Here is a 25,608-nt window from a genome sequence, read left to right as displayed (position 1 = left end):
CCCCTTCATCTTCCCGCCATGTCCGCTGTCTTCAATTTCACCTTCGTGCCCTGGTTCCGGTCGGTGGCGCCCTACATCCACAAGTTCCGCCACCAGACGTTCGTGATCGCGCTCACGGGCGAAGCGATCGCGGCCGGCAAGCTGCAGGCGATCGCGCAGGACCTGGCGATGATCCAGGCCATGGGAGTGAAGATCGTGCTGGTGCACGGCTTCCGCCCGCAGGTGAACGAGCAATTGGCGGCCAAGGGGCATGCGGCGCGGTATTCGCACGGCATCCGCATCACGGATTCGGTGGCGCTGGACTGCGCGCAGGAGGCAGCCGGGCAACTGCGCTACGAGATCGAGGCCGCATTCAGCCAGGGCCTGCCCAACACGCCCATGGCGGGCTCGACCGTGCGCGTGATCTCGGGCAACTTCATCACCGCGCGCCCCGTGGGCATCGTGGACGGCGTGGACTTCAAGCATTCGGGGCTGGTGCGCAAGGTGGACGTGGCGGGCATTCGCCGGTCGCTGGAGATGGATGCGCTGGTGCTGATATCGCCGTTCGGCTTCTCGCCCACCGGCGAGGCTTTCAACCTCACGATGGAGGAAGTGGCGACGTCCGTCTCCATCGCGCTCAAGGCAGACAAGCTCGTCTTCGTCTGCGAGGTGCCGGGCATCCGCACCGATCCCGAGCAGCCCGAGAGCGAGGACAACCCGATCGACACCGAACTGCCTCTGGCGCAGGCCCGGCAGATGCTGGCCCGCGTGCCCCCGGGGCAGAAGCCGACGGACACGGCGTTCTACCTGCAGCACTGCGTGAAGGCCTGCCACAACGGCGTGGAGCGCAGCCACATCATCCCGTTCGCGGTGGACGGCGCGCTGCTGCTGGAAATCTACGTGCACGACGGCATCGGCACCATGGTGGTGGACGAAAAGCTCGAGGAACTGCGCGAGGCCACGCCCGACGACGTGGGCGGCATCCTGCAGCTCATCGAGCCGTTCGAGAAGGACGGAACGCTGGTCAAGCGCGACCGCACCGAGATCGAGCGCGACGTCGCCAACTACACGATCATCGAGCACGACGGCGTGATCTTCGGCTGTGCCGCGCTCTACCCATACCCGGAAGCCGGCACCGCCGAGATGGCCGCCGTCACGGTGTCGCCGCAGAGCCAGGGCACGGGCGACGGGGAAAAGCTGCTCAAGCGCATCGAGCAGCGTGCCCGCGCCATGGGCCTGAAGAGCCTGTTCGTGCTCACCACCCGCACGATGCACTGGTTCATCAAGCGCGGCTTCCAGCCCGTGGATCCGGAATGGCTGCCGGAGGCCCGCAAGAAGAAATACAACTGGGACCGCCGCAGCCAGGTGCTGGTGAAAACGCTCTGAAGTCGTCCAGGGTGGACGGTCAGCCCTTGACTGCCGGGGCTGTGCCCTCCAGGGCCCAGCGTGCGGCCAGCGCGCCGACACGGGCCAGCGCAGCATCGCGCTGCTCCGCAGGCGCAGGACTGCCCGTCAGGTAGCAGCTCACCATCACCGCATCGCGGTCCGGCGGCCAGAACAGGCCGATGTCGTTGCTGGTCCCGCGCGGGCCGGTGCCCGTTTTTTCGCCGACGCGCCAGCCTTCGGGCATACCGGCCCGCAGTCGCCGGTCGCCAGTGCGGTTGCCCACGAGCCAGGCGAGCATCCGTGCACGCGCCGCAGCGGAAAGCGCTTCCCCCTGGGTGACGGCCCACACGGTGCGGGCCATCGCACGGGGCGTGGTGGTGTCACGCACCTCCCCAGGCGGCACGTCGTTGAGCGCCGGCTCCATGCGGTCCAGCCGGGTCTGGGAATCGCCCAGCGACCGCAGCCACGCTGTCAGCGCGAGCGGCCCGCCCTGCGTGCCCAGCAGCAGGTTGGCGGCCGTGTTGTCGCTGAGCGTGACGGCCGCCTCGCACAGTTGCTCCACGGTCATGCCATCGCCATCCACGTGGCGTTCCGTCGCGGGCGAGTACTCCATCAGGTCGGACTTGCGATAGGTAATGCGACGGTCCAGCCGTTCCTGTCCCTGGTCCACGCGCCGCAGCACATGGGCCGCCAGCACCAGCTTGAAGGTGCTGCACAGGGGAAACCGCTCATCGCCCCGGTGTGCGTCCTGCCGCCCTGTGGCCACGTCGAGCAGCGCCACGCCCAGGCGGCCTCCGACTGACGCCTCGACCTCCTGCACTGCACGGGCGAACGCGCCCGCACCGGACCCCATGGATTTCTTGCCCTCGGCCCAAGCTTCAGGTGCCCACGGGGCCGCCGCCCCACACACTGCCGCCACCATCCACGTCCTTCTCAGCATTGCCATCTCGTCACTCCATCATTGAACAATGGCCGCAACGATATCGGCCCGCACGGCCGGTGACCATCGACAATAATTGGCGTCTTCCCCCAGAAAAACTTTACCCTCGATCCATGCACCTGCCGCTCAATGCCCTGCGGGCGTTCGAAGTCTCGGCGCGGCATCTGAACCTCACCCGCGCGGCGGAAGAGCTGCATGTGACGCAGACCGCGGTCAGCCAGCACATCCGCAATCTCGAAGAGCGCCTGGGCAAACCGCTGTTCCGCCGGCTGCCGCGCGGGCTGGCGCTCACCGATGAAGGGCTGGCGCTGCTGCCGGCGCTGGCGGACGCATTCGGCCGCATCGAGCGCGCGCTGGCGCAGTGCAGCGACACGCGCCCGCGCGAGGTGCTCACCGTGGGCGCCGTGGGCACCTTCGCCGTGGGATGGCTGCTGCCGCGGCTGCAGGCGTTCCAGCAGCAGTGTCCATTCGTGGACCTGCGCCTGCTCACCAACAACAACCGGGTGGACCTTGCGGGCGAAGGGCTGGACTGTGCTATCCGCTTCGGCGACGGCGCCTGGCACGGCACGGAGTCGGACCGCCTGCTCGAAGCGCCCCTCACGCCCATGTGCTCGCCCGCGCTCGCCGCCCGGCTGCGCGCGCCGTCCGACCTGGCGCGGGAGTCGCTGCTGCGCTCGTACCGCGCCGATGAATGGGCCGCCTGGTTCGGTGCCGCGGGCGTGGCCTGCCCGGTGGTGCGGGGTACGGTATTCGACTCCTCCCTGGCCCTCGCCGAAGCGGCGGCCCAGGGCGCGGGCGCGGCCCTGCTGCCCGCACGCCTGTTCGAGCGCGAGTTGCGCCAGGGCCGGCTGGTGCGGCCGTTCAACCACGAGATCGCGCTCGGGGCCTACTGGCTCACGCGCCTGCGGTCGCGCGCAGCGTCACCCGCACTCACGGCCTTCCGGGAATGGCTGCTGCACGCCTGCGCCGTGAGCGGCGCGCCCATGGAGCCGCCGGCGTCCCCGGCCGTGGGGCCGTAGCCCCGCCTTATCATCCCCGCCCCATGTCCCAGATCCTGACTGCCGCCCTCTACCACTTCGCGACGCTGCCCGACTGCGAGGCACTGCGCGGCCCCCTGCAGGCCGAATGCGACCGCCATGGGGTGCGCGGCCTGCTGCTGCTGGCCCCGGAAGGCGTGAACGGCACCATCGCCGGTACGGCGGAGGGAGTGAGCGCCGTGCTGGCCATGCTGCGTGCCCAGCCGCCGCTGGCCGCCCTGCGGCACAAGGAAGCCTGGGGCGACCGCATGCCCTTCTACCGCATGCGCGTACGGGTCAAGCGCGAGATCGTCACCCTGGGCGTACCCGGCGTGGATGCGGCCCGCGATGCCGGCACCTATGTGCAGCCCGGGGACTGGAACGCGCTCATCGACGATCCCGAGGTGGTGGTGATCGACGTGCGCAACGGCTACGAAAGCGCCATCGGCAGCTTCACGCGCGCGGTGCGGCCCGGGACCCGGAGCTTTACCGAATTCCCCGCCTGGGTGGAGGCGCAGACCGCGCCCGGCGGCCTGCTGGCCGGCAAGCCGCGCGTGGCGATGTTCTGCACCGGCGGCATCCGCTGCGAAAAATCCACGGCGCTGTTGCGCATGCAGGGATTCGGCGAGGTCTATCACCTCGAAGGCGGCATCCTGCAGTACCTGGAAGACGTACCCGCCGAAGGCAGCCGCTGGGAAGGCGACTGCTTCGTCTTCGACGAACGGGTCTCCGTGTCCCATGGCCTCGTGCCCGGAACGCACCGGCACCTGTGCCGGTCCTGCCGCATGCCGCTCGGCCCGCAGGACCTGGCCTCGCCCGACTACCTGCCGGGCGTGCGGTGCCCGCACTGCCGCGGCACGCGGCCCGCGGAGGAAGAGCGCGCGCTGGCCGAGCGGGAGCGGCAGATGGCCCTGGCCCGGGAGCGCGGCACGGAGCACCTGGGCGCCCGCCTGCCGACGCCGCCCCGTGCCGGCCCGGTCGCAGGCTCCGCAGCCCAAGACCATGGTACGGGGCCCGCGGAAGCCGACGCATCCCTGCCGGTGCTCTACAGCTTCCGCCGGTGCCCGTATGCCATCCGGGCACGCATGGCGATCGCTGCCAGCGGGCAGCGCTGCGAATGGCGGGAGGTGGTGCTGCGCGACAAGCCGGCCGCCCTGCTCGCGGCATCGCCCAAAGGCACGGTGCCCGTCCTGGTACTGCCCGGCGGCCGGGTGCTGGAGCAGAGCCTGGACATCATGCGGTGGGCACTGGCGCAGCATGACCCTGCGGGCTGGCTGCAGGCGGGCGAGCCGGGCGACGTGGAGGCGCTGATCGCCTCCTGCGACGGCCCGTTCAAGCAGGCGCTGGACCGGTGCAAATACCCAGAACGCCATCCGGAAGTGCCATCCGGAGCGGCGCAGTCACAGGCCCGGGAATGGCTCGAAGGCCTGGAGGACAGGCTGGCACGTGGTGACTTCCTGTGCGGAAGCCGCGGCTCGCTGGCCGATGTGGCGCTCATGCCCTTCGTGCGCCAGTACGCGGCCATCGACCGCACGGCCTGGGGCTCCCGGCCCTGGCCGCGCCTGCAGGCATGGCTGGCGGCATGGGAAAGCGGAGCACTCTTCGAACAGGTGATGCACAAGGCCCCGGCGTGGCGCGAGGGACAGGACGTGCATTACTTCCCGCCCGGACAGGCACGCGACCGCGCCGCTTGAAGGCTTCCGACCGCGCCCGACAGGGCGCGCTGCCAGTGCACGGGGGCCGCAGGATCCAGCAGCCCGGAAAAGCTCAGGCTGCGGAAAAACCGCCGCGGCTGCGGCGCGGAGCACGCACCAGCATCACCACAAGCACCAGGGCCATCACGACGAAGCAGACGAAGGACCAGTTCGCGATGCTGCCCCCCAGGAAGGTCCAGTCGATGGCGGCGCAGTCGCCGGAGCCGCGGAAGATCATGGGAATGGCGCGGCTGATCGGGAAGTTCTCGATCATCCCGTAGAAGTCGCGCCCGCAGGTGGCGATCTCGGGCGGATACCACTGCAGCCAGCTCTGGCGCGCCGCCACGAAGGCGCCGAATCCGGACAGCAGCAGCGCCAGCACGCCCCAGCTCATCCACCAGCCGCGGCCGCTGCGCAGGCTGCCCAGGCCCGTGAACACCGCCACGCCGATGAGCGCGTAGCGCTGCACGATGCACATGGGACACGGCTCGAGGCCGACCACGTGCTGCAGGTACATGCCGAAGGCGAGCATCGCGATGCAGGCCGCGGAGATGAGGGCCAGCACGCGGCGCGGTGCGGCATCCAACCAGTTCGAAACCATGGAATCCTTGTCCTTGAAAACCCGGGCGCCGCAGGCGGCATCCGGCAAGGATGCAGCGTGTCAGATGCCCGCGGCGTGGTCCAGAAAAACGCGGGCGCGGCGCGGCGTCACCACCAGCGTTTCACCCTCCCTGAATCCCGCCTCCCGGAACTGCTGCGCCGGTATCTGCGCTTCGATCAGGGCTTCGGGCTCCGCATTGTCCGCTGATTTGTGATCGGTATCCGGGATAAGTTCCAGGCGCGCGATCGGGCCCACCACGATGGCGCGGGACAGCTGCGCCACGATGCCGCGGGGACGGCCGTCGGCGCCCACGCCCTGCCCTGGTGAATAGCGCTCCACGTCCAGGTCGTGGGGGCGCACGTAGGCGAAGGCGGCGGCATTCTGGGCGGAGGCATGCTCGGGCGAATCGATGGCCATGCCCTCCACGTGCACCAGGCCTTCGTGCGCCCGGCCGTGGAACAGGTTCACGTCGCCCAGGAAGCCATAGACGAAGGGGCTCGCCGGCTGGTCCCAGACCTCCTGGGGGGAACCGCTCTGCTCGATGCGGCCCTGGTTGATCACCACCACGCGGTCGGCCACCTCCAGCGCTTCTTCCTGGTCGTGCGTGACGAAGATCGAGGTCACATGCAGTTCGTCGTGCAGCCGGCGCAGCCAGCGGCGCAGTTCCTTGCGCACCTTGGCGTCCAGCGCGCCGAAGGGTTCGTCCAGCAGCAGCACCTTGGGCTCCACGGCGAGCGCGCGCGCCAGGGCAATGCGCTGGCGCTGCCCGCCGGACAGCTGCGAGGGATGGCGGTCGGCCAGCCAGTCGAGCTGCACGAGCTTGAGCAGGTCCGTCACCTTCTGGCGGATCTGCGCCTCGGACGGGCGCTCGGAGCGCGGCTTCACGCGCAGGCCGAACGCCACGTTCTCGAACACCGTCATGTGCCGGAACAGCGCGTAGTGCTGGAACACGAAGCCCACGCCCCGGTCGCGCACATGCACGTCGGTCGTGTCTTCCCCCGAGAAGTGGATGCTGCCGGTGTCGGGCGTCTCCAGCCCCGCGATGATGCGCAGCAGCGTGGTCTTGCCGCAGCCCGAAGGCCCGAGCAGCGCGATGAGCTCGCCGGACTGGATGTCCAGGCTCACGTCCCGCAGGGCCTGGAAGTCGCCGAACTGCTTGCTGATGTTGCGGATTTCGATGCTCATGTGTGTCTCCCGGTCCTGGGTCAGCGGGTCGTCGTGGCGGAAGCGGCAGGCACGCCCGGCGCCACGGGCGCGGCGGCAGGGATGGGGGTGGGCCGCTCGGGCGGAAGCTGCGCGGCGGCCTTGCGCTCCTGCTCGCTGCGCCACTCGGCGAAGGTCTTGATCACCAGGGTGACCAGTGCCAGCAGGGCCAGCAGCGAGGCCGCCGCGAAGGCCGCGACGGACTGGTACTCGTTGTAGAGGATCTCGACGTGCAGCGGGATGGTGTTGGTCTGCCCACGGATATGCCCCGAGACCACCGACACGGCGCCGAACTCGCCCATGGCGCGCGCATTGCACAGGATCACGCCGTACAGCAGTCCCCACTTGATGTTGGGCAACGTCACGTGCCAGAAGGTCTGCCAGCCGCTCGCGCCCAGCACGATCGCGGCCTGCTCCTCGTCGCTGCCCTGGGCCTGCATCAGGGGAATGAGTTCACGCGCGATGAAGGGGAACGTGACGAACACGGTCGCCAGCACGATGCCCGGCACGGCGAAGATGATCTTGATGTCGTGCGCGGCCAGCCACGGGCCCAGCCAGCCGTTGGCGCCGAACATGAGCACATAGACCAGGCCGGCGACCACGGGCGAGACGGAGAACGGCAGGTCCACCAGCGTGGTGAGGAAGGCCTTGCCGCGGAACTCGTACTTGGCGATGGCCCAGGCCGCCGCCACGCCGAAGACGAGGTTGAGCGGCACCGCGATGGCGGCCGTGATGAGCGTCAGGCGGATGGCGGACCAGGCATCGGGCTCGCGCAGCGCATCCAGGTAGGCGCTGACGCCCTTGCTCAGCGCCTCGGTGAACACCGCCGCGAGCGGCAGCACGAGGAACAGCAGCAGGAAGGCCAGCGCGATCCCGATCAGCGTCCAGCGGACCCAGGGGGCTTCGGTGGTGCCGGCCTGGGCTCGGCGGACGGTACGTGTCGGATTCATGTGCTTTTGCGTTGCCAGGCCTGCAGCGCGTTGATGATGAAAAGCAGCGCGAAGGAAATGACCAGCATCACCACGGCCACGGCCGTGGCGCCGGCATAGTCGTATTGCTCCAGCTTGCCGATGATGATGAGGGGCGTGATCTCGGACACCATGGGCATGTTGCCGGCGATGAAGATCACCGAGCCGTATTCCCCCACCGCGCGCGCGAAGGCCATGGCGAAACCGGTCAGCAGCGCGGGCGTGATGGAAGGAAGGATGACCTTGGTGAAGATCTGCCACCGGGTCGCGCCCAGGCTGGTGGCGGCTTCCTCGAGCTCCTTCTCGGCGTCCTCCAGCACGGGCTGAACGGTGCGGACCACGAAAGGCAGGCCGATGAAGATCAGGGCGATGACCACGCCGGCGGGCTTGAACGCGAGCTGGATGCCGAGCGGCTCCAGGTACTGCCCCACCCAGCCGTTGCCGGCCAGCAGCGCGGTGAGCGAGATGCCCGCCACGGCGGTCGGCAGCGCGAACGGCAGGTCGACCAGCGCATCGACGATCTTCTTGCCGGGAAAGCGGTAGCGCACCAGCACCCAGGCGATCAGCAGGCCGAACACGAGATTCACCAGCGCCGCCAGGAAGGACGCACCGAACGTGAGCCGGTACGACGCCAGCACCCGCGGCGCGCTGATGGCCGTCCAGAACTGGTCCCAGGTCAGCGTGAAGGTCTTGAACAGCAGCGCCGAAAGCGGGATGAGCACGATGATGCTCAGGTAGAAGAGCGTGTAGCCCAGCGTGAGCCCGAAGCCGGGCAGCACGCGGCGGGCGCCGCCGCTCCGGGCACGGCCGGTCGCGGGCGCCCGGGCGCCCGGGGAAGGAATGGCCGCGCCCATGGATCAGCGGCCGCCGGGGGTGTAGAGCTTGTCGAACTGGCCGCCGTCGTTGAAGTGCACCTTCTGCGCTTCACCCAGCGACCCGAAGTACTTGGCAACGGTGAATTGCCTGACCGGCTTGAAGACGTCGGCATGCTTCTTGAGCACGGCTTCCGAGCGGGGACGCAGGGCGTGCTGGGCGGCAATTTCCTGGCCTTCGTCGGAATAGAGGTAATCCAGGTAGGCCTTGGCGAGCTCGCCCGTGCCCTTCTTGGCCACGGTGCGCTCCACCACGGCGACAGGATTTTCGGCCACCACGCTCACCGAGGGATAGACGGCATCGACCTTGCCCTTGCCGAACTCGCGCTCGATGGACAGCACCTCGGATTCGAACGTGATGAGCACGTCGCCCGTGTTGCGCTGCAGGAAGATGCTGGTCGCGTCGCGGCCGCCCTTGCCCAGCACCGGCACGTTCTTGTAGAGCTTGCCGACGAAGTCTGCCGCCTGCGCGTCGGTACCGCCCTTTTCGCGCACGGCGCCCCAGGCGGCCAGGTAGGCATAGCGGCCATTGCCGCCCGTCTTGGGGTTCACCACGACCACCTGCACGCCGGGCTTGACCAGGTCGTCCCAGTCCTTGATGTTCTTCGGGTTGCCCTTGCGCACCAGGAACAGCATGGTGGAGGTGGTGGGCGAGGCGTCGTTGGGGAATTTCTTCGCCCAGTCCTTCGCGACCACGCCGTTACTGGCGAGGAAATCGATGTCGGTGGTGGTGTTGAACGTGACCACGTCGGCCGCGAGGCCGTCGTTCACCGCGCGGGCCTGGGCGCTGGAGCCGCCGTGGGCCTGGTCGATGCGCACGTCCTTGCCGGTGGTCTTCTTGTAGTGGGCGACGAAGGCCTGGTTGTAGTCCTTGTAGAACTCCCGGGCGACGTCATAGGAAACATTGAGCAGCGTGGTCGTCTGCGCGGACGCCACGCCTGCCGTGGCGGCAAGGGCCAGGGCGGCCAGGAGGGTCTTGAGTCTCGTCCGGGAATTCATGTGTGCGTCACCCAGGTTGTCTGTGAATGCAACCCATTGTGAACGCCACCTCTTCCAACTCAAAAGAATAGATTTTTGTTAATTAATCAGCATGGCGCATAAAGAACCAACGGATGGAGCCTTGCCTGTCACGCGGCCGAGCGCACCGGCTCCAGGCCGCCGCCCGGGCCCCAGGCCACGTCTTCCGCCAGGGAGTGCAGCAGGGCCCAGCCGAGCGGCCACTCGCCGTGGCCCGAATCCACGTTGATGTGCCCTGCCTGCTGCAGCCGCACGAATTCGCTGCCCCAGGCCCGGGCGTAGGCGCCGGCCAGGCGGATGGGGCAATACGGATCGTTGCTGCTGGCCACCAGGATGCTGCGATAGGGCAAGGGTGCATAGGGCACGGGCGCGAAATCGCTGAGCACGGCCCGGCGCTCCGGATCGGCGGGCGCCACCAGCAGGGCACCGGTCACGCGGGAGCGGGCCTGCGGGCCCATGTGCGCCGATGCGATGCAGCCCAGGCTGTGTGCGACGATAACCACCGGGTGGGGTGCCTCCAGCACGGTGCGCTCCAGGGTCCGCACCCAGGCTTCGCGCGTCGGGGTGATCCAGTCGTCCTGCACGACCCTGCGCGCCCCGGGCAGGCGGTCGGCCCAGAGAGTCTGCCAATGGCCGGGACCGGAGTCGCGCCAGCCCGGCACCACGATGATGGAACGGTCCGAGCCGGTCATGGCAGCCCCCGCACGGGAGGATACGTCCGCAGGGCCGACGCCGCCGCCAAGGGATGGCAGTGGCACTGCCGACACGGAGGTTCGCTGTGGGGGACTGCTGCAGCCATGGGCATCGCTCCTTTGCATGCATGAATGGAGCGATTCTGGCGGGGCAGCTATAAAACCCAAACGAATATCTGGTTCTGAATTTATGAATATCTCATCTATTCAGACAGGCCGGCGACGGTCACCCGCATGCCACAGCAGCAGCAGCACTTGCCCTTGGGCCGCCACCAGGGCAAGGTAGGCGAACAGTTCCGCCCATTCCTCCACGACCACGGCCCGGCCCTGCAGGAAGCCAGGCACCGGAATGCCCAGATGCCCTTCGGCATAGGTGCTGAGCGCGGCGGCCAGCAGCAGGATGGCCAGTTCCGGCCATGCGAATTGCCGGGAGCGCAGCAATGCGGGCACAGCCTGCAGGACCCGCGAACGCAGGAGCACCCAGGCGCACCACGCGAGCACGAGGAGCGCCAACGGGGCCACCGCGGGCTTGTACCAGAGCACCGAGGAGGAATAGACCGGCCCTTCTGCAGAGAAGCCTATCGGGGGCAGCAGCGCGGCGCCCCAGCTCAATTCACGTGCCGCCATCAGGCACCAGACCGGCGCCGAGGCCAGCGCGAGCCCTTTGGCCACCGGGCCTGCCATGCGCCCGCGGGCGACCAGCACGGCCATGCAGGCACCCGCCAGCAGCAGGACCACCTGTGCATCTTCCAGCAGGCCGTTTTCCCAGCCGGCGGAGACGGGAAGGACGGACGCGACAGCGCCGCTGAGCGCCAGCCCCAGGAGCATGAAGGCCAGCCACAGCCGGCGCCAGCGGATGGATTGCGGAGGAACGTGGAACGTCACCGGGGACGCGGAAGCAGCGGTGTTCATGGGTGGACGGAGGGACGGCAACGAAGGCCCTGCGTAGCAGGGGGAGCACACGCGCGGCGGGACTTGCGGCCCCTGCAATCCCAGCGCCAGGGATATCGCTGCGCGTACGTGATTTACCGAAGAGTCCACAAAGTGACCGATCAGTTACGAAACAGTGTACGGCACGTGTGTAAAGCGCGTGTAATGCAGCGCGCGCAGGGGATCAGGCAGTGCGCGTATCGCCGCGCCGGCAGACCACCTCGTTGTGCCCGGGAACGGTCTCGCCGAGGAAGTCCAGGAAGCGTCGCACGGCCGGGGCCAGGCCGCGGCGCGACGGGAACACGGCGTGCACCACGCCGCGCGGGGTGGACCAGCCGGGCAGGATGCGCACCAGGCGGCCCTCACCCAGTTCGGCCTGGCACATGTAGTCGGGCAGCCAGCACAGGCCGGTGCCGGCGAGCGCGGCGAACTTGAGGGTAAGCAGGTCGTCCGCTACGTACCTGGGAGTGAGCTGCACCACCTCTTCCTGGCCCTCCGGCCCGACCAGCCGCAGGCTGGAGCGGCCGTCCATGGCGGACATGGCCATGCTGTCCAGCCGCGCCAGCCCGGCCACGCTGGCCGGCGTGCCCTGCCGGGCCAGCAGTGCGGGGCTGGCCACCAGCACCTGCCGGGCATCGTCGAGCCGCTTGACGACCATGCTGCCGCTGTCGTCCAGGTTGGGCCGCACGCGCAGGGCCACGTCCACGCCCTCTTCCACCAGATCGACGGCCCGGTTGGTGACCTGCATCTCCACCCGCACCTGGGGATGGCGCTCCAGGAAGATCGGCATCAACTCGCCCAGCACCGTCTGGGCAAGCGTGACCGGGCAGCTCACGCGCACCGTGCCGCGCGGCTCCGTCTGGACCTCGGCCACCGCGTCGGAGGCGGCCTGCGCGGCCTCCCGCACGGCCTGGCAGTGGCGCAGGTAGGACTCGCCGATCTCGGTGAGCGACAGCTTGCGGGTGGTGCGCTGCAGCAGCCGCACGCCCAGTTGCGCCTCGAGGTCGGACACACGCCGCGACAGCCGGGATTTCGGGATGCCGAGGGCACGGCCCGCGGCAGCAAAGCCGCCCCGCTCCACCACTTCGGCGAAATACAGCATGTCGTTCAGGTCTTGCATGGCCATGGCTCCCTGTTCATCGTCTCATGGATGGAACGATCTATCGTAAATGCTCTGCCTTATCAATGCATCCACACCGCCGCACAATCCAATCAACGCCACATGGTGTGGCCCACTTACCCGACACCAGGAGAAAACCATGCGACTGCTGCACATCGATTCCGCCATCACCGGCAACGCATCCGTTTCGCGCCAGCTGACGGCCAAGACCGTGGCCGCTTGGGTGGCCGCCCACCCCGGCACCGAGGTGCAATACCTCGATCTCGTGGCGCAGGCACCGGGGCATTTCACCATGGACGCGATGGCTCCCCGCACGGGGCAGACCGACGGGCTGAGCGAGTCGCAGCAGCGTGAGAACGCCGTGTCCGAGACGCTGGTGAGCCAGTTCCTCGCGGCCGATGTGGTCGTGGTCGGCGCGCCCTTCTACAACTTCGGCATCCCCACGCAGCTCAAGGCCTGGATCGACCGCATCGCCCAGCCCGGCCGCACGTTCCGCTACGGCGCCAACGGCCCCGAGGGCCTGGCGCAAGGCAAGACGGTGATCGTGGTGTCGTCGCGCGGCGGCGTGTATTCCACGAGCGATGCCGGCCGGGCGCTGGAGCACCAGGAAAGCTACCTGCAGACGGTGTTCGGCTTCTTCGGCGTTACCGACGTGCGCTTCGTGCGTGCCGAAGGCGTGGCCATGGGCCCGGACGCCCGCGCCCAGGCGCTCTCGAGCGCCGATGCCGACATCCAGGCGCATGCCGCGGCACCTGCCGCTGCGCTGGCCGAAGCGGCCTGAACACGGCGCTGCGGCCTGCGGGCAGGCATCTGCAAGCCCTTGTCAGGCCTGCGCGTGGCGGCGCACCCAGGCCGCGTACTTGTCCATCCAGGTCTGGATGAACTGCCGGCTCGACTCACCGATGCCGCCGTCGTCGGCGAACAGGCCGTCCTTGGCCTGGATGAAGGCCTCGGGCTGGCCTAGCGTAGGGACATCGAGGTAGGCCAGCACGTTGCGCAGGTGCTGCTGGGCGAGCGCGGTGCCGATGGCACCGACGGACACCCCGATCACGCCTGCCGGCTTGCCGCCCCAGACGCTCTGGCCATAAGGGCGGGATGCATGGTCGATGGCGTTCTTGAGCACGCCCGGGATGGAGCGGTTGTACTCGGGCGTGACGAACAGCAGGCCCTGGGCCTTGGATATTTCGGACTTCAGCCGCAGCACGGATTCGCTCTGGTGGCCGTCGTCGTCCTGGTTGTAGAGCGGCAGGTCGTCGATGCGCACCTGGGTGAGCGTGAAATCGGGCGGCGCCAGCCTGGCCAGGGCATCGGCCATGCGGCGGTTGAACGAATCCTTGCGCAGGCTGCCCACGAGGACGGCGATGGTGTATTGGCTCATGGAGACTCCTTGAGGTAGGGGATGGCGACGGAAACGGACGCGCGCTGTGCCATCGGCCAGCGCGACGGTTTCCATCATCACGCCCCATGGCAGGCACGCCTGTCAGGCAAGCGCGCATTCACGGGGCACCGGCGCCCTCAGCGCCGGGCGGACAGGCGCTCCACCACGCCGACCAGGCGGTCGATCTCCTCGAAGGTGTTGTAGAACGCCAGCGAGGGCCGTACGGTGGCCTCCACGCCGAAGCGGCGCAGGATGGGCTGCGCGCAATGGTGGCCCGTGCGCACCGCGATGCCTTCCCGGTTGAGCGCATCGCCCACCTCGGCGGTCGTGTGTCCGGCCAGCACGAACGACATCACGCTCGCCTTGTCTGCGGCGGTGCCGATGAGGCGCACGCCGCGCACGCTGCCCAGCGCGCGCATGCCGTACTCCAGCAGCTCGTGCTCGTAGCGCGCGATCGCCTCGATGCCGATGCGCCCGACGTAGTCGATGGCCGCGCCCAGGCCCACGGCGTCCGCGATGTTGCCGGTGCCCGCCTCGAAGGTATTGGGCAGGGGCTGGTAGACCGTCTTCTCGAAGGTGACGTCGGCGATCATGTTGCCCCCGCCCTGCCAGGGCGGCATGTCCTCCAGCACCTCCCGCCGGCCCCACAGCGCTCCGATGCCGGTGGGGCCGAAGACCTTGTGGCCGGAGAAGACGAAGAAGTCCGCGCCGATGTCCTGCACGTCCACGCGCATGTGCGAGACGGACTGCGCGCCGTCCACCAGCGCGCGGGCGCCCGCGCGGTGGGCCATCTCCACGATCTGCCTGACGGGCACCACGGTGCCGAGGGCGTTGGACACCTGCGTGACCGCGACGATCTTCGTGCGGCTGTTCAGCAGCTTCTGGTACTCGTCCAGGCGGACCTGCCCGCTGTCGTCCACGGGGATCACGCGCAGTTTCGCGCCCTTGTCGGCCGCGAGTTGCTGCCACGGAACGATGTTGGCATGGTGTTCGAGGTGGCTGACGATGATCTCGTCGCCCTCGCCCACGTGCCGCTCGCCCCAGCTCTTGGCCACGAGGTTGATGGCCTCGGTGGTGCCACGCACGAAGATGACCTCGTTCACGTCCGGCGCATTCAGGAAGCGCCGCACGCGTTCGCGCGCACCTTCGTAGGCGTCCGTGGCGCGGGCGGCCAGCTCATGCGCGGCGCGGTGGATGTTGGAATTCTCGTGCTCGTAGAAGTGGCTGATGCGCTCGATCACCGCGCGCGGCTTGTGCGTGGTGGCGGCGTTGTCCAGCCAGGCCAGCGGGCGGCCGTTCACGCGCTCGGAAAGGATCGGGAAATCGCGCCGCACCGCATGCACGTCGAAGCCACCGCCGCCGGTCAAGGCCCCGGGCACGGCCGGCGCTGCGTGCCGGGACGGATGCGCCGGCGTCACGTAGCCGTCGGGGAGCGTGACCGCATCCACGAAGTAGAAGCGCGGTTCGGACGAGGGCTCGGCTTCCCGTGCAGCGGATGCCGGGACAGCTTGCGGAACGTCGGGTACGGCGAACGGAAGGCGGGACAGCGCGTCCAGCCCCTGCCCGGAGGCGCCGGCGGAGCCCGGGTGCGTGAAATCGCTGAAGTAGTACGGCGATGCCGCCGCGGACCTCGCAGCGGGTTCGCCCACCGGTGCGACACCGGTCAGCGCGCTGCCGGCGCGCGGCTCATAGGCGGGAACGGCGGCGAACGCATGGTCCGGCACCGCGTTGCCCGACTGGGCATGGGGCACCAGGGCCGGCGCGCGGTGGGCCAGCGACGCCAGCGGCGTCGGCGAAGCCGGCAGCAGGTTGCCGCCGGGCACCAGCCCCTGCGGCAGGAAGGTTCCGGGCACGCCCGGCGCCAGCCCGGCGGAGCTGGCCAGGGGAGAGCCCGCGGGTGCCACGTTCACCGGCGCCTGCACGCCCGGCACCGCGGCCGGTGGCTCCTGCCCGGGCAGCGCGCTGAAAAGCGCGTTGGCCATGCGGGCCAGCTGCGCGGCGTCCAACGGCGGCGGCGCCCCGTCGGCCACGCCGGGCAGGAGGGAAGTCGAAGGGGAAGGGATCGCCATCGGTGCGCCTCCGCCGCTCACTTGTAGGTGTCCGGATAGTCGTGGTAGCGGTTCACCTCCACGTCGTCGAGCACGGCCAGTGCGTCGGGCGTGAGCACGGCGAGCGAGCAGTAGAGCGAGATCAGGTAGGAGGCGATCGCGTGGTTGTTGATGCCCATGAAGCGCACCGAGAGCCCGGGGCTCTGCTCGCCGGGCAGGCCCGGCTGGAACAGGCCGACCACGCCCTGGCGGCGTTCGCCCACGCGCAGCAGCAGGATTTTGCTCTTGCCATCCGCCACGGGCACCTTGTCCGAAGGGATCAGCGGGATGCCGCGCCAGGTGATGAACTGCGAGCCGAACAGGCTCACCGTGGGCGGCGGCGTGCCGCGGCGCGTGGCCTCGCGGCCGAAGGCGGCGATGGCGAGCGGGTTGGTCAGGAAGAATGCGGGCTCCTTCCAGACCTTGGTGAGCAGCTCGTCGAGGTCGTCCGGCGTCGGCGCACCCGTGAGCGGGAAGATGCGCTGCTCTTCCGCCACCTGGGCCAGCAGGCCGTAGTCCGGGTTGTTGATCAGCTCGCTTTCCTGGTTCTCCTTGATGGTTTCGATCGTCAGGCGAAGCTGTTCCTTCACCTGGTCGTGCGGGCTGCTGTAGAGATCCGAGATGCGCGTGTGCACGTCGAGCACGGTGGAGACCGCGTTAAGGAAGAACTCGCGCGGATGTTCCTCGTAATCGACGAAGGTGCGGGGAAGCTGGTTCTCCTCTTCCTTCGCGGTGCAGGTCACCTTGATGGATTCAGGGTTCCGGACGCGGTTGAGGCGGTAGATGCCTGCCTCGACCGGCACCCACTGCAGCAGGTGCGTGAGCCAGCGCGGGCTGATGGTGGAAAGCTGCGGCGCGGTCTTGGTGGCGTTGGCCAGTTGCCGTGCTGCGTTGTCGCCGAGTGCGGTGGTGCCGCCCAGTGTTGCCGACATGTCTGAGACTCCCGTGGTTCGTGCCAGTGATGGAAAACCCCTGGAGTGTCCCGGCCGGCACTGTCGGGCTCAACAGGCTATAGCCGTCAATCGGCCTCCTGCCCGGGCCGTGCGCTGGCGAGCGCCTCGCCCCGCAGGATCAGCGTGGAGGCCGGCACGGCCAGCGATTGCGCGAGCTTGGAGACGGTGGCCAGCGACGCGACGACCGTGCCCCGCTCTATCTCGCCCACATAGGACCGGTCCAGGTCGGAGCGCTCCGCGAGCCGCTCCTGCGACCAGCCCAGCGACATGCGCGTCTGCCTCACCGCGATGCCGAAGCTCCTGACGAAATGCCCCGTCATGCGTCCCCCCTGCCCGCCGGCTCGTGCGCGGAAGTGCTCTCGCGGGCGCTCGCCTGGGTGATGTGCGCACCGGCTGGCACATCGCGGGTGACCCACACATTGCCGCCGATCACCGCGCCGCGTCCGAGCGTCACGCGGCCGAGGATGGTGGCGCCGGCATAGATGACCACGTCGTCCTCCACCACCGGATGGCGTGCCAGCCCCTTGCGCGGCCGCCCTTCGGCGTCGGTGGGAAACCGCTTGGCGCCGAGCGTCACGGCCTGGTAGAGGCGAACGCGCTCGCCGATGACGGCGGTTTCGCCGATCACCACCCCGGTGCCGTGGTCGATGAAGAATCCCGCACCGATGCGCGCGCCGGGATGGATGTCGATGCCCGTCTGCGCGTGCGCCAGTTCGGACACCATGCGCGCCAGCAGCGGCAGGCCCAGGCCGTAGAGCCCGTGCGCCAGCCGGTGGTGGATCATGGCCAGCACGCCGGGATAGCAGAGCAGGACCTCGTCCACACTGCGCGCGGCAGGGTCGCCATGGTAGGCGGCGAGCACGTCCGAATCCAGCAGGCGCCGGATGCCGGACAGCGATTCGGCGAAAGCGCGCGCGGCATGCAGCGCCGCCGGTTCCATGCCCTCCTCCACGGGCCTCGCGCCGGCATGCCGGGCACCGTGGCGCAGTTCGAGGACCACCTGCCCGTGCAGCGCCTGCAGGGCCGCGTCGAGCTCGTGGGCGACGAAGATGTCTTCGCTTTCCGGACGCAGGTCGTGCGGGCCCAGCCGCAGGGGGAAGAGCGCGCCCTTCAGTTGCTCCACGATGCGCGCCACCGCATCGCGGGAAGGGAACTCGCGGCTGGCAGGTTCCTGTTCACGGTTCTGCGCTTCGCGCCATTCGCTGCGGGCAGAGTGCAGCTGCCGGGCGATGCCGGCGATGTCGAAAGTGGCCATGGGCAGTCTCCGGAGCACGCCGCATCAGTCCTGCACCCAGGGCAGGCCATGGAAGCGCCAGCCATCGCTGCCGCCGCGGTGTTCCAGCGCGTCCAGTTCGCCCTCGAAGCCTTCGAGCACGTTGAACACCGTGCCGAACCCAGCCTGTGCCGCGGCCTGCGCAGCCAGGGCCGAGCGCTTGCCGCTGCGGCACAGCAGCAGCGCCACAGCGTTGCGCCCGCCATAGGGCGCCAGCCGGGCCTCGAGTTCGCGCACGAAGCGCGGATTGCGCGTGAGGGCCGTTCCGGTGGCCCAGGGAACATGCAGCGAACCGGGCACATGGCCGACGAATTTGCGCTCTTCGGCGGAGCGCACGTCCACCAGCACGGCAAGGCCCTGCTGGTGCAGCCGCCAGGCCACCGGCGGGACGACCCCGCCTGCGTGCGGCAGCCCCGCGGCCTGCGCGTGTTCGCGCGCGGCCTCGAGTTCGGGCGGCAGTACGGCATCGACAAGGGCGGCGGATGACATTGGATTCTCCTGTAATGTAGGGGTGTGGAACGCCAGCTTTCAAAGGGCGCGAACGCCCGCTGCCGTGTCACTGTAGAACCCACACATCGGAACCCAAAATAATAAAAAATTAAGACTTCACAACAAAATCATCCATCAAAGCACCGACAGGAAAAGCCTCCAGCCGCTATCCGCCACGCAAAAAAGCCGCATGCGCCCACGAGGCTGCATGCGGCTTTTACCGGCAGGGCGCGCCCATGACGGGCCGCCATCCCTGCACGCCAGAGGCCTGCTCACCAGCCGGCGAGCACCGCACCCTTGAACTGCGTGTCGATGTACTGGCGCACCTCCTCGGAGTGGTAGGCCTTCACGAGCTTGGCCACCCAGGGCTTGTCCTTGTCGGCTTCGCGCACGGCGATGATGTTCACGTACGGGCTCTTGGCGCTTTCCTGGGCGATGGCGTCGGTCTTGGGATTGAGGCCCGCGGACAGCGCGAAGTTGGTGTTGATCGCGGCGGCATCCAGGTCGTCCAGCGAGCGGGCGAGCTGGGCAGCGTCCAGCTCCACGAACTTGAGCTTCTTCGGATTGGAGGTGACGTCCAGCGGCGTGGCCTTGAGGCCGGCGCCCTCCTTGAGCTTGATGAGGCCCTTGTCCTGCAGCACCAGCAGTACGCGGCCGCCGTTGGTCGGGTCGTTGGGAATGCCGAAGCGTGCGCCTTCCTTCAGGTCTTCGAGCTTCTTCACCTTCTTCGAATACAGGCCGATGGGGAAGTTGACCGTGTAGCCCGCGGACACCAGCTTGTAGCCGCGGTCCTTCACCTGGGCGTCGAGGTAGGGCTTGTGCTGGTAGCTGTTGGCGTCGAGGTCACCGGCCGCGAGTGCGGCGTTCGGCTGCACGTAGTCGCTGAATTCGACGATCTGGATCTTCAGGCCGTCCTTCTCGGCCACCTTCCTGACCTGCTCGAAGATCTGCGCATGGGGGCCGGCGGTCACGCCGACCTTGACCGGCTTGTCCTGGGCCATGGCGCCAGGGGCCAGCAGCAGGGCGATCGACGAGGCGATGAAGGAGCGGAGCAGAAAACGCTTGTTCACAGGAGTGACTTTCCATTCGAAATGTGTGGAGGCGGATCGTATCGGCACGGGCCCGCTCCGCCAAAGAACGGGTTGTCATTTCCTCATGCCGGAAACCACCGGGCGGCCGCAGGCCCTCGCCGGCCCGGCCCGGTCAGGCCGCCAGCTTGAAGACGCCCACGGCCTGCGCCAGGTGGGCGGCCTGCTGCTCCAGCGTGCGCGAGGCCGCAGCCCCCTGCTCCACCATCGCGGCGTTCTGCCGCGTCGATTCGTCCAGCTGCGCGACGGCCTCGCCCACCGATGCGATGCCACCGGTCTGCTCCGCCGTAGAGGCGTTGATTTCGGCGATGAGCTGGGCGACACGTTCCACCTGCCCCACGATGTCGGCCATGGTGGAGCCCGCCTGGCCCACCAGGCGGGAGCCGTCGTCCACGCGCGCCACGCTGTCCTCGATGAGTGCCTTGACCTGCCGGGCGGCCTGGGCACTGCGCTGGGCGAGGCTGCGGACCTCGCTGGCGACCACCGCGAATCCGCGGCCCTGCTCGCCCGCGCGCGCCGCTTCCACGGCCGCGTTGAGCGCGAGAATGTTGGTCTGGAACGCGATGCCGTCGATCACCCCGATGATGTCGGCGATCTTGCCGGAGCTCTCGGCGATCGCGGTCATGGTGGCCACCACTTCGCCCACGACCACGCCGCCCTTGCCGGCCGCGGCGCTGGCCGATGCCGCCAGTTGCGCCGCCTGCCGGGCGGATTCGGCATTGCCGTTGACGGACAGGGTCATGCGTTCCATCGATGCCGTCGTGTGCTCCAGGTGCCGCGCCTGCGCCTCGGTGCGCTGCAGCAGGCCGGAGTTGCCCTCGGCGATCTGCAGCGCCCCGTGCGCCATGGACTCGGAAGCGCTGCGCACGCGGGCGACCACCGACGACAGGTTCTGCTGCATGCTGCCCAGGGAGGCCAGCACGCTGCCTGCGCGCGCCGTGGCAGCACCCTGGACGGAACCCAGGTCACCGGATGCCACCAGGCCCGCGACCTCCGCCAGGGCCTGCGGCTCCGCGCCCAGCTGTCCCGCGATGCTGCGCGACACGGCCCAGGCCACCAGCACGCTGGCGGCCAGCGCCAGGACCAGCGCGCCCACCATCACGGCGCGGAATCCGCTCGCCTGCGCCATGGCCGTGGCGTTCTCGGCCTGGATGCGCGCTTCCTCGAAATCGATCAGCCGGTTGATGGCCGCCAGCCATTGCACGTACTGGGGCTTGGCCTGCGTCCAGAGCACTTCGCGCGCCTGGGCGTTGTCCTGGCCCGCGAGCGCCACGATGCGCTGCGTGGTCGCCACTGCCTGGGCCTCGGACCGCTGGATGTCGGCATAGAGGGGCGCCAGTTCCGGGCCCGCTCCGGGCGATCCGATGATGCGTTCCAGCGGCCCCGCGGACTGCGCATAGAACGCCGCGAGCGAGGCGATGACCGCCACCTCGCGTTCGCGCTCCTGCGGCGTGGCCGCGAGGACGACATCGCGCACGGCAATGGAGCGGTCATGCGCGGAGCCGCGGAAATTGATGGCGTAGCGCTGGATCGGCACGTGCTCTGAGCCGTTGGCCGCCAGGGCCCTGTCGATGGCCTGCACCTTGACGAGGGCGATGGCCGCCACCACCACCAGCAGCCCTACCACGATCCCGAAAGCGACGGCCAGGCGCCTGGCGACCGTCATGCGAGAAAAACCCATTGCGTCTCACCTGCTTGATTGAATGTGACGCAATGTTACGCAAGCGGACGGCGGCGCGTGCGGCGGGTTTTCAATCACGCACATCGGCACCGGCTATCCGGCCCGACGCGGGAAACCGGTTCAGCGGTGGCTCAAGCGGCGCACCGCCCAGTCGCCCAGGCTCTGCACGGCCTGCACGAAGAAGATCAGCACGACCACCACGGCCAGCATGATGTCCGGCAGGAACCGCTGGTAGCCGTAACGGATGCCCAGGTCGCCCAGACCGCCGCCGCCGATGGCGCCCGCCATGGCCGAATAGCCCGTGAGGCTGACGAAGGTGATGGTGAGGCCGGCCACGATGCCGGGCAGCGCCTCGGGCAGCAGCACCTTCCAGACGATCTGGGACGTGGTGGCGCCCATGGCCTGGGCGGCCTCGATCAGGCCCGGGTCCACCTCACGCAGCGAGGCCTCGACCAGCCGGGCGACGAAGGGCGCCGCGGCGATGGTGAGCGGCACCACGGCCGCCGCGGTGCCGATGGACGATCCGGTGATCAGCCGCGTGAACGGGATGATGGCCACCAGCAGGATGATGAAGGGCGTGGAACGCACGGCGTTCACGATCCAGCCCACGGTCTTGTTGACGGGGCCGTTCTCCAGCACGCCGCCGCGGTCGGTCAGGCGCAGGAACACGCCCAGGGGGATGCCGATCAGCGCCCCGACCACGCCCGAGATGCCCACCATGACGAGCGTTTCCCACAGCGAGGTGGCGAACAGCTCCAGCATCATTTCCGTAAAGTTCTCGAACATCGCCTCAGACTCCCGCTTCCACTTTCACTTCGTCCACCACCACGCCCTGGGCGCGCAGCTGCGCCACGGCGGCCGCCAGGCGCGGGGGCTCGCCGCTCGCGTACACCGCGAGGGAGCCGAAGGTCTGGCGCTGGATCTCGTCGATCTGACCGTGCAGGATGGACAGGTCCAGGCGGTGCTCCCGGATCAGCCCGGAGAGGATCGGCTGGTAGGCCCGCTCGCCCGAATACGACAGGCGCAGCAACTCGCCCGTCTCGCCCTCGGGCAGCTGCGCGGCCAGGTGGCGCACGTGGTCGAGCACGCTCGCGGGCAGCTCCTGCGGGACGATCTCGTCGATCAGGCTCTTGGTGATGGGCTGGCGGGGCCGCGTGAACACATCGAGCACCGGGCCGATTTCCGCGATGCGGCCGGCATCGATCACGGCCACGCGGTCGGCGATCTGCTTGACGACCTGCATCTGGTGGGTGATGAGCACCACCGTCAGGCCGAGCTCTTCGTTCACCTGCCGCAGCAGGGCCAGGATGGAGCGCGTGGTTTCCGGGTCCAGCGCCGAGGTGGCCTCGTCCGAGAGCAGCACCTTCGGCCGGCTGGCCAGCGCCCGCGCGATGCCCACGCGCTGCTTCTGGCCGCCGCTGATCTGCGCCGGGTAGCGGTCCGCGAGGTGGGACAGGCCCACCAGCTCGAGCAGCGGGTTCACGCGCTCGCGGATGGCGGCCTTGTCCATGCCGGCCAGTTCCAGCGGCAGCGCGGCATTGCCGAACACCGTGCGCGAGGACAGCAGGTTGAAGTGCTGGAACACCATGCCGATGTCGCGGCGCGCGGCGCGCAGTTCGGCGTCGCCGAGTTGCGTGAGGTCGCGGCCCGCCACGATCACCTCGCCGGCCGTGGGGCGGTTGAGCAGGTTGATGACGCGCACCAGCGAGCTCTTGCCCGCGCCGCTGCGCCCGATGATGCCGAACACTTCGCCCGGCTGGATGTGCAGGTCGATGCCCCGCAAGGCTTCCACGGGCCCGCTCGGCCCCTGGTAAATCTGGGTGATGCCCCGTAAGTCGATCATGGCGATGCGATCCCTTGTTTTCCGGCGGCAGGCAGCCCGGGAGGCTGTCGCGTGGGAGCAGGATCGGTTCTGGAGAAAAAGGAAACGGTGAAGAGGAAAGGAGCACCGCGCCCTTGGACGGCACCACGGCGGTGCCCCGGGCGCGGAACCCGCGACTCTACGGCCTGTACGGCTGAATGCCAAAGAACCAGAGGTCCGATGCAAAGACGCGGCGGTTATGAGGGAGCGCATTGTGCAACAACCGGCCCGTCCCGTCGCCGCGGCGGGGTTTCGCGGGCGGGCGGCGGTGCGCGCGCTCAGCGGTCGGGCGCACCCACCATGCCCAGCACCTTCTGCACCAGCGCCTGGGCATCGAAGGGCTTGACGATGAGCTCCATCCGGTGGGTGGCCAGGAAGCCGGGGTCCATGGCCGCCTGCTCGGCATAGCCCGTCATGAGCAGCACCTGGATGCCGGGCAGGCGCTCGCGCGCGAAGTCCGCCACCTGCCGGCCGTTGGGCCCGGGCAGCCCCACGTCCGACACCAGCAGGTCGAAGTGGATCGCGCCCGACAGCATCGCCATGCCCTCGGCCCCCGTGCGGGCCGACATCACCTGGAAGCCGAGGTCGCGCAGCAGTTCGCAGACGAATTCGCGCACCGTGGCGTCGTCCTCCACCACCAGGACCGAGTCCGGGCGCTTGCCCGCCTCGGCGCTGTCCAGGCTGGCTGGCGCCTCGCCGCTGACCTGTTCGGACGAGCGCGGGAAGTAGAGCGACACGCAGGTGCCGCGACCCACTTCGCTCTCCAGCGCCACGGCACCGCCCGACTGGCGCATGTAGCCGTAGATCATCGACAGACCCAGCCCCGTTCCCTGGCCGATCGGCTTGGTGGTGAAGAACGGATCGAAGGCCAGGTCCAGCACCTCCTTGGACATGCCGTGGCCCGTATCGCTCACCTGCACGCGCACCAGGTCGCCCGGCGGCAGCCCGAGCGCCTCGCGTTCCTGCGGCGGCAGCGCCTGCGCTCCGCCGACATTGCCCCCGGTGATGCGCAGCCGGCCGCCCTCGGGCATGGCGTCGCGGGCGTTGATGGCGAGGTTGAGCACCGCGCTCTCGAGCTGGTGGACATCCGTGAGCACGGGCCAGAGCTCTGCGGGGAGGTCGATATCCAGCCGCGTGTTCTCGCCGCAGGTATTGGCCAGCATGGGCTCGAGATTGCGGATGGATGCGGCGACATCGACGGGCCGCACGTCCAGCGGCTGCCGTCGGGAGAAGGCCAGCAGCCGCTGCGTGAGGGCTGCGGCGCGCCGGGCCGACGACAGGCCGGCCTCCACGTAGCGGGGAATGTCGTCCATGTGGCCGCGCGCATGGCGCTGGCCGATCAGTTGCAGGGGCAGCACCACACCCTGCAGCATGTTGTTGAAGTCGTGCGCGATGCCGCCCGTGAGCTGCCCGATCGCCTCCATCTTCTGGCTGTGCCGCACGCGCTCCTGCGATTGCAGCAGCGCCTCGGTACGGGCGCGCTCGTCGGTCACGTCGCGGCCCACGGCCTGCACGAAGCCGTCGCCGGGCACTGCCGTCCAGTCGATCCATCGGTCCGCGCCGTTGCGGTGGCGAAAGCGCAGCGTGGCCTGGTGGCGAACGGCCTCGGCGAGGCGCTGCACGTCGCCCGGCACGCGCACCGCTTCGTCGTCATGGATGAAGGCCAGGATGCGCCGGCCGATGGTTTCGTCCTCGGAATAGCCGAGCGTGGCCTGCCAGGCGGGATTGACGGCGGCGATGGTGCCGTCGAGCCGCGTGACGACCAGCATGGCGTCCGACAGCAGCCAGAGCCGGTTGCGGTCGGCCGTGCGGTCGGCCACCTGCTGCTCCAGCGTGGCGGCCAGGTCCTGCAGCCGCCGCTGGGCCAGGAACTTGCCGGTGGTCTCGACCACCGTGTCCATGAAGCCCACCACGGTGCCGGAGCCGTCGCAGACCGGGCTGTAGCAGAAGGTGAAGTAGGCCTGTTCGTCGTAGTCCTGGCGGCGTATCACGAGCGGGAAGTCTTCCAGGAACACGGAATCCCCGGCCAGCGCGCGCTCGGCCAGCGGACCGATCGTGTCCCACGCCTCGGCCCAGACATCGTAGAAAGACCGGCCCAGCGCTTCCGGCTTGGCCCCCAGGATGACGCGGAAGGCATCGTTGTAGATGGAGACCATTTCCGGCCCCCAGGCCAGGCACTTGGGGAAGCGCGATGCCAGCACCATCTGCACCGCCACCCGCAGCGCCTCGGGCCATGACTCCATGGCGCCGAGCGGCGTGGAGGACCAGTCGTGCCTGCGCACCCGCTCGCTCATCTCGCCGGCGGTCCGCAGGAAGTCGGAATGCGTGGGGGAAGGAACACTCATGTCGGGGGCGATGATGACATGGCCAGGGCGCCCCT

General features: G+C 69.1%; 23 protein-coding genes and 1 pseudogene. 4 read left to right on the top strand and 20 right to left on the bottom strand.

Annotated features, from left to right (window positions below):
- The first annotated feature begins 18 nt into the window (after positions 1-18).
- Complete coding sequence (gene argA, locus T336_RS0105210; RefSeq protein WP_019701010.1) at positions 19-1,365, top strand: amino-acid N-acetyltransferase; 1,347 nt, start codon at positions 19-21, stop codon at positions 1,363-1,365.
- Positions 1,366-1,384: 19 nt separating this feature from the next.
- On the opposite strand, the gene bla is transcribed toward argA, so the two are convergent.
- Positions 1,385-2,305, bottom strand: a complete 921-nt coding sequence (bla, locus tag T336_RS0105205) for a class A beta-lactamase (RefSeq protein WP_026431744.1) — start codon at positions 2,303-2,305, stop codon at positions 1,385-1,387.
- Positions 2,306-2,418: 113 nt separating this feature from the next.
- On the opposite strand from bla, the gene T336_RS0105200 reads away from it, so the two are divergent.
- The gene (locus T336_RS0105200) at positions 2,419-3,324 is read left to right on the top strand and encodes a LysR family transcriptional regulator (RefSeq protein ID WP_026431743.1); all 906 of its coding nucleotides are present in this window, start codon (positions 2,419-2,421) and stop codon (positions 3,322-3,324) included.
- A 23-nt stretch (positions 3,325-3,347) separates the two neighbouring features.
- Positions 3,348-5,015 carry an oxygen-dependent tRNA uridine(34) hydroxylase TrhO gene (trhO, locus tag T336_RS27545; protein WP_026431742.1) on the top strand — a complete coding sequence of 556 codons (1,668 nt, stop codon included), beginning with the start codon at positions 3,348-3,350 and terminating at the stop codon, positions 5,013-5,015.
- Positions 5,016-5,088: 73 nt separating this feature from the next.
- Here trhO and T336_RS0105190 read toward each other — a convergent pair whose 3' ends face one another.
- The 8 genes from T336_RS0105190 to T336_RS0105155 all read right to left on the bottom strand — a co-directional run bounded on the left by T336_RS0105190 (position 5,089) and on the right by T336_RS0105155 (position 12,418).
- Positions 5,089-5,616: a disulfide bond formation protein B gene (locus tag T336_RS0105190; RefSeq protein WP_026431741.1), complete on the bottom strand. Its 528-nt coding sequence runs from the start codon at positions 5,614-5,616 to the stop codon at positions 5,089-5,091.
- Between the two features lie 60 nt (positions 5,617-5,676).
- Positions 5,677-6,801: a sulfate/molybdate ABC transporter ATP-binding protein gene (locus tag T336_RS0105185; protein ID WP_019701015.1), complete on the bottom strand. Its 1,125-nt coding sequence runs from the start codon at positions 6,799-6,801 to the stop codon at positions 5,677-5,679.
- Positions 6,802-6,821: 20 nt separating this feature from the next.
- A complete protein-coding gene (cysW, locus tag T336_RS0105180) occupies positions 6,822-7,769 on the bottom strand; it encodes a sulfate ABC transporter permease subunit CysW (RefSeq protein WP_026431740.1) in 948 nt (315 codons plus the stop codon).
- Positions 7,766-8,641 carry a sulfate ABC transporter permease subunit CysT gene (gene cysT, locus T336_RS0105175; protein ID WP_019701017.1) on the bottom strand — a complete coding sequence of 292 codons (876 nt, stop codon included), beginning with the start codon at positions 8,639-8,641 and terminating at the stop codon, positions 7,766-7,768. Before cysT ends, cysW begins: the two co-directional genes overlap by 4 nt.
- 3 nt (positions 8,642-8,644) lie before the next feature.
- Positions 8,645-9,658: a sulfate ABC transporter substrate-binding protein gene (locus tag T336_RS0105170; RefSeq protein ID WP_026431739.1), complete on the bottom strand. Its 1,014-nt coding sequence runs from the start codon at positions 9,656-9,658 to the stop codon at positions 8,645-8,647.
- Between the two features lie 128 nt (positions 9,659-9,786).
- Entirely contained in the window at positions 9,787-10,368 is a 582-nt protein-coding gene (locus T336_RS0105165) for an RBBP9/YdeN family alpha/beta hydrolase (RefSeq protein WP_019701019.1), read from the bottom strand.
- Positions 10,369-10,575: 207 nt separating this feature from the next.
- Positions 10,576-11,280, bottom strand: a complete 705-nt coding sequence (locus T336_RS0105160; protein WP_026431738.1) for a hypothetical protein — start codon at positions 11,278-11,280, stop codon at positions 10,576-10,578.
- A gap of 202 nt (positions 11,281-11,482) precedes the next feature.
- On the bottom strand, positions 11,483-12,418 hold the full coding sequence (locus tag T336_RS0105155) for a LysR family transcriptional regulator (protein WP_026431737.1): 936 nt from the start codon (positions 12,416-12,418) through the stop codon (positions 11,483-11,485).
- A gap of 139 nt (positions 12,419-12,557) precedes the next feature.
- On the opposite strand from T336_RS0105155, the gene T336_RS0105150 reads away from it, so the two are divergent.
- The gene (locus T336_RS0105150; protein ID WP_026431736.1) at positions 12,558-13,199 is read left to right on the top strand and encodes an FMN-dependent NADH-azoreductase; all 642 of its coding nucleotides are present in this window, start codon (positions 12,558-12,560) and stop codon (positions 13,197-13,199) included.
- Between the two features lie 42 nt (positions 13,200-13,241).
- Here T336_RS0105150 and T336_RS0105145 read toward each other — a convergent pair whose 3' ends face one another.
- The 11 genes and pseudogenes from T336_RS0105145 to T336_RS0105095 all read right to left on the bottom strand — a co-directional run bounded on the left by T336_RS0105145 (position 13,242) and on the right by T336_RS0105095 (position 25,573).
- The gene (locus T336_RS0105145) at positions 13,242-13,796 is read right to left on the bottom strand and encodes an NADPH-dependent FMN reductase (RefSeq protein WP_026431735.1); all 555 of its coding nucleotides are present in this window, start codon (positions 13,794-13,796) and stop codon (positions 13,242-13,244) included.
- Positions 13,797-13,933: 137 nt separating this feature from the next.
- The gene (locus T336_RS0105140; protein ID WP_035225338.1) at positions 13,934-15,865 is read right to left on the bottom strand and encodes a family 2A encapsulin nanocompartment cargo protein cysteine desulfurase; all 1,932 of its coding nucleotides are present in this window, start codon (positions 15,863-15,865) and stop codon (positions 13,934-13,936) included.
- A gap of 17 nt (positions 15,866-15,882) precedes the next feature.
- The gene (locus T336_RS0105135) at positions 15,883-16,815 is read right to left on the bottom strand and encodes a family 2A encapsulin nanocompartment shell protein (protein ID WP_026431733.1); all 933 of its coding nucleotides are present in this window, start codon (positions 16,813-16,815) and stop codon (positions 15,883-15,885) included.
- Positions 16,816-16,884: 69 nt separating this feature from the next.
- Positions 16,885-17,156: pseudogene (locus T336_RS24775) on the bottom strand (helix-turn-helix domain-containing protein).
- Positions 17,153-18,091, bottom strand: a complete 939-nt coding sequence (gene epsC / locus T336_RS0105125; protein ID WP_026431732.1) for a serine O-acetyltransferase EpsC — start codon at positions 18,089-18,091, stop codon at positions 17,153-17,155. The pseudogene T336_RS24775 and the gene epsC overlap by 4 nt, the downstream one beginning before the upstream one ends.
- A 24-nt stretch (positions 18,092-18,115) precedes the next feature.
- Positions 18,116-18,598 carry a rhodanese-like domain-containing protein gene (locus tag T336_RS0105120; RefSeq protein ID WP_026431731.1) on the bottom strand — a complete coding sequence of 161 codons (483 nt, stop codon included), beginning with the start codon at positions 18,596-18,598 and terminating at the stop codon, positions 18,116-18,118.
- 272 nt (positions 18,599-18,870) lie between these two features.
- Positions 18,871-19,668 carry a MetQ/NlpA family ABC transporter substrate-binding protein gene (locus T336_RS0105115; RefSeq protein ID WP_026431730.1) on the bottom strand — a complete coding sequence of 266 codons (798 nt, stop codon included), beginning with the start codon at positions 19,666-19,668 and terminating at the stop codon, positions 18,871-18,873.
- 133 nt (positions 19,669-19,801) lie between these two features.
- Positions 19,802-21,367 (bottom strand): methyl-accepting chemotaxis protein, encoded by a 1,566-nt coding sequence (locus tag T336_RS0105110; protein WP_026431729.1) that lies wholly within the window; start codon positions 21,365-21,367, stop codon positions 19,802-19,804.
- A 120-nt stretch (positions 21,368-21,487) separates the two neighbouring features.
- Positions 21,488-22,153 carry a methionine ABC transporter permease gene (locus T336_RS0105105; RefSeq protein WP_011795636.1) on the bottom strand — a complete coding sequence of 222 codons (666 nt, stop codon included), beginning with the start codon at positions 22,151-22,153 and terminating at the stop codon, positions 21,488-21,490.
- A 4-nt stretch (positions 22,154-22,157) separates the two neighbouring features.
- Positions 22,158-23,210, bottom strand: a complete 1,053-nt coding sequence (locus T336_RS0105100) for a methionine ABC transporter ATP-binding protein (RefSeq protein ID WP_013595084.1) — start codon at positions 23,208-23,210, stop codon at positions 22,158-22,160.
- 296 nt (positions 23,211-23,506) lie between these two features.
- Positions 23,507-25,573 carry a hybrid sensor histidine kinase/response regulator gene (locus T336_RS0105095; RefSeq protein ID WP_026431728.1) on the bottom strand — a complete coding sequence of 689 codons (2,067 nt, stop codon included), beginning with the start codon at positions 25,571-25,573 and terminating at the stop codon, positions 23,507-23,509.
- Between the last annotated feature and the right edge of the window lie 35 nt (positions 25,574-25,608).

The organism is Paracidovorax oryzae ATCC 19882 (genome assembly GCF_000687165.1).
Lineage (GTDB): Bacteria > Pseudomonadota > Gammaproteobacteria > Burkholderiales > Burkholderiaceae_C > Paracidovorax > Paracidovorax oryzae.
The sequence above is the reverse complement of the archived record's forward strand: the minus strand, read 5'-3'. Positions and strand labels throughout refer to the sequence as shown.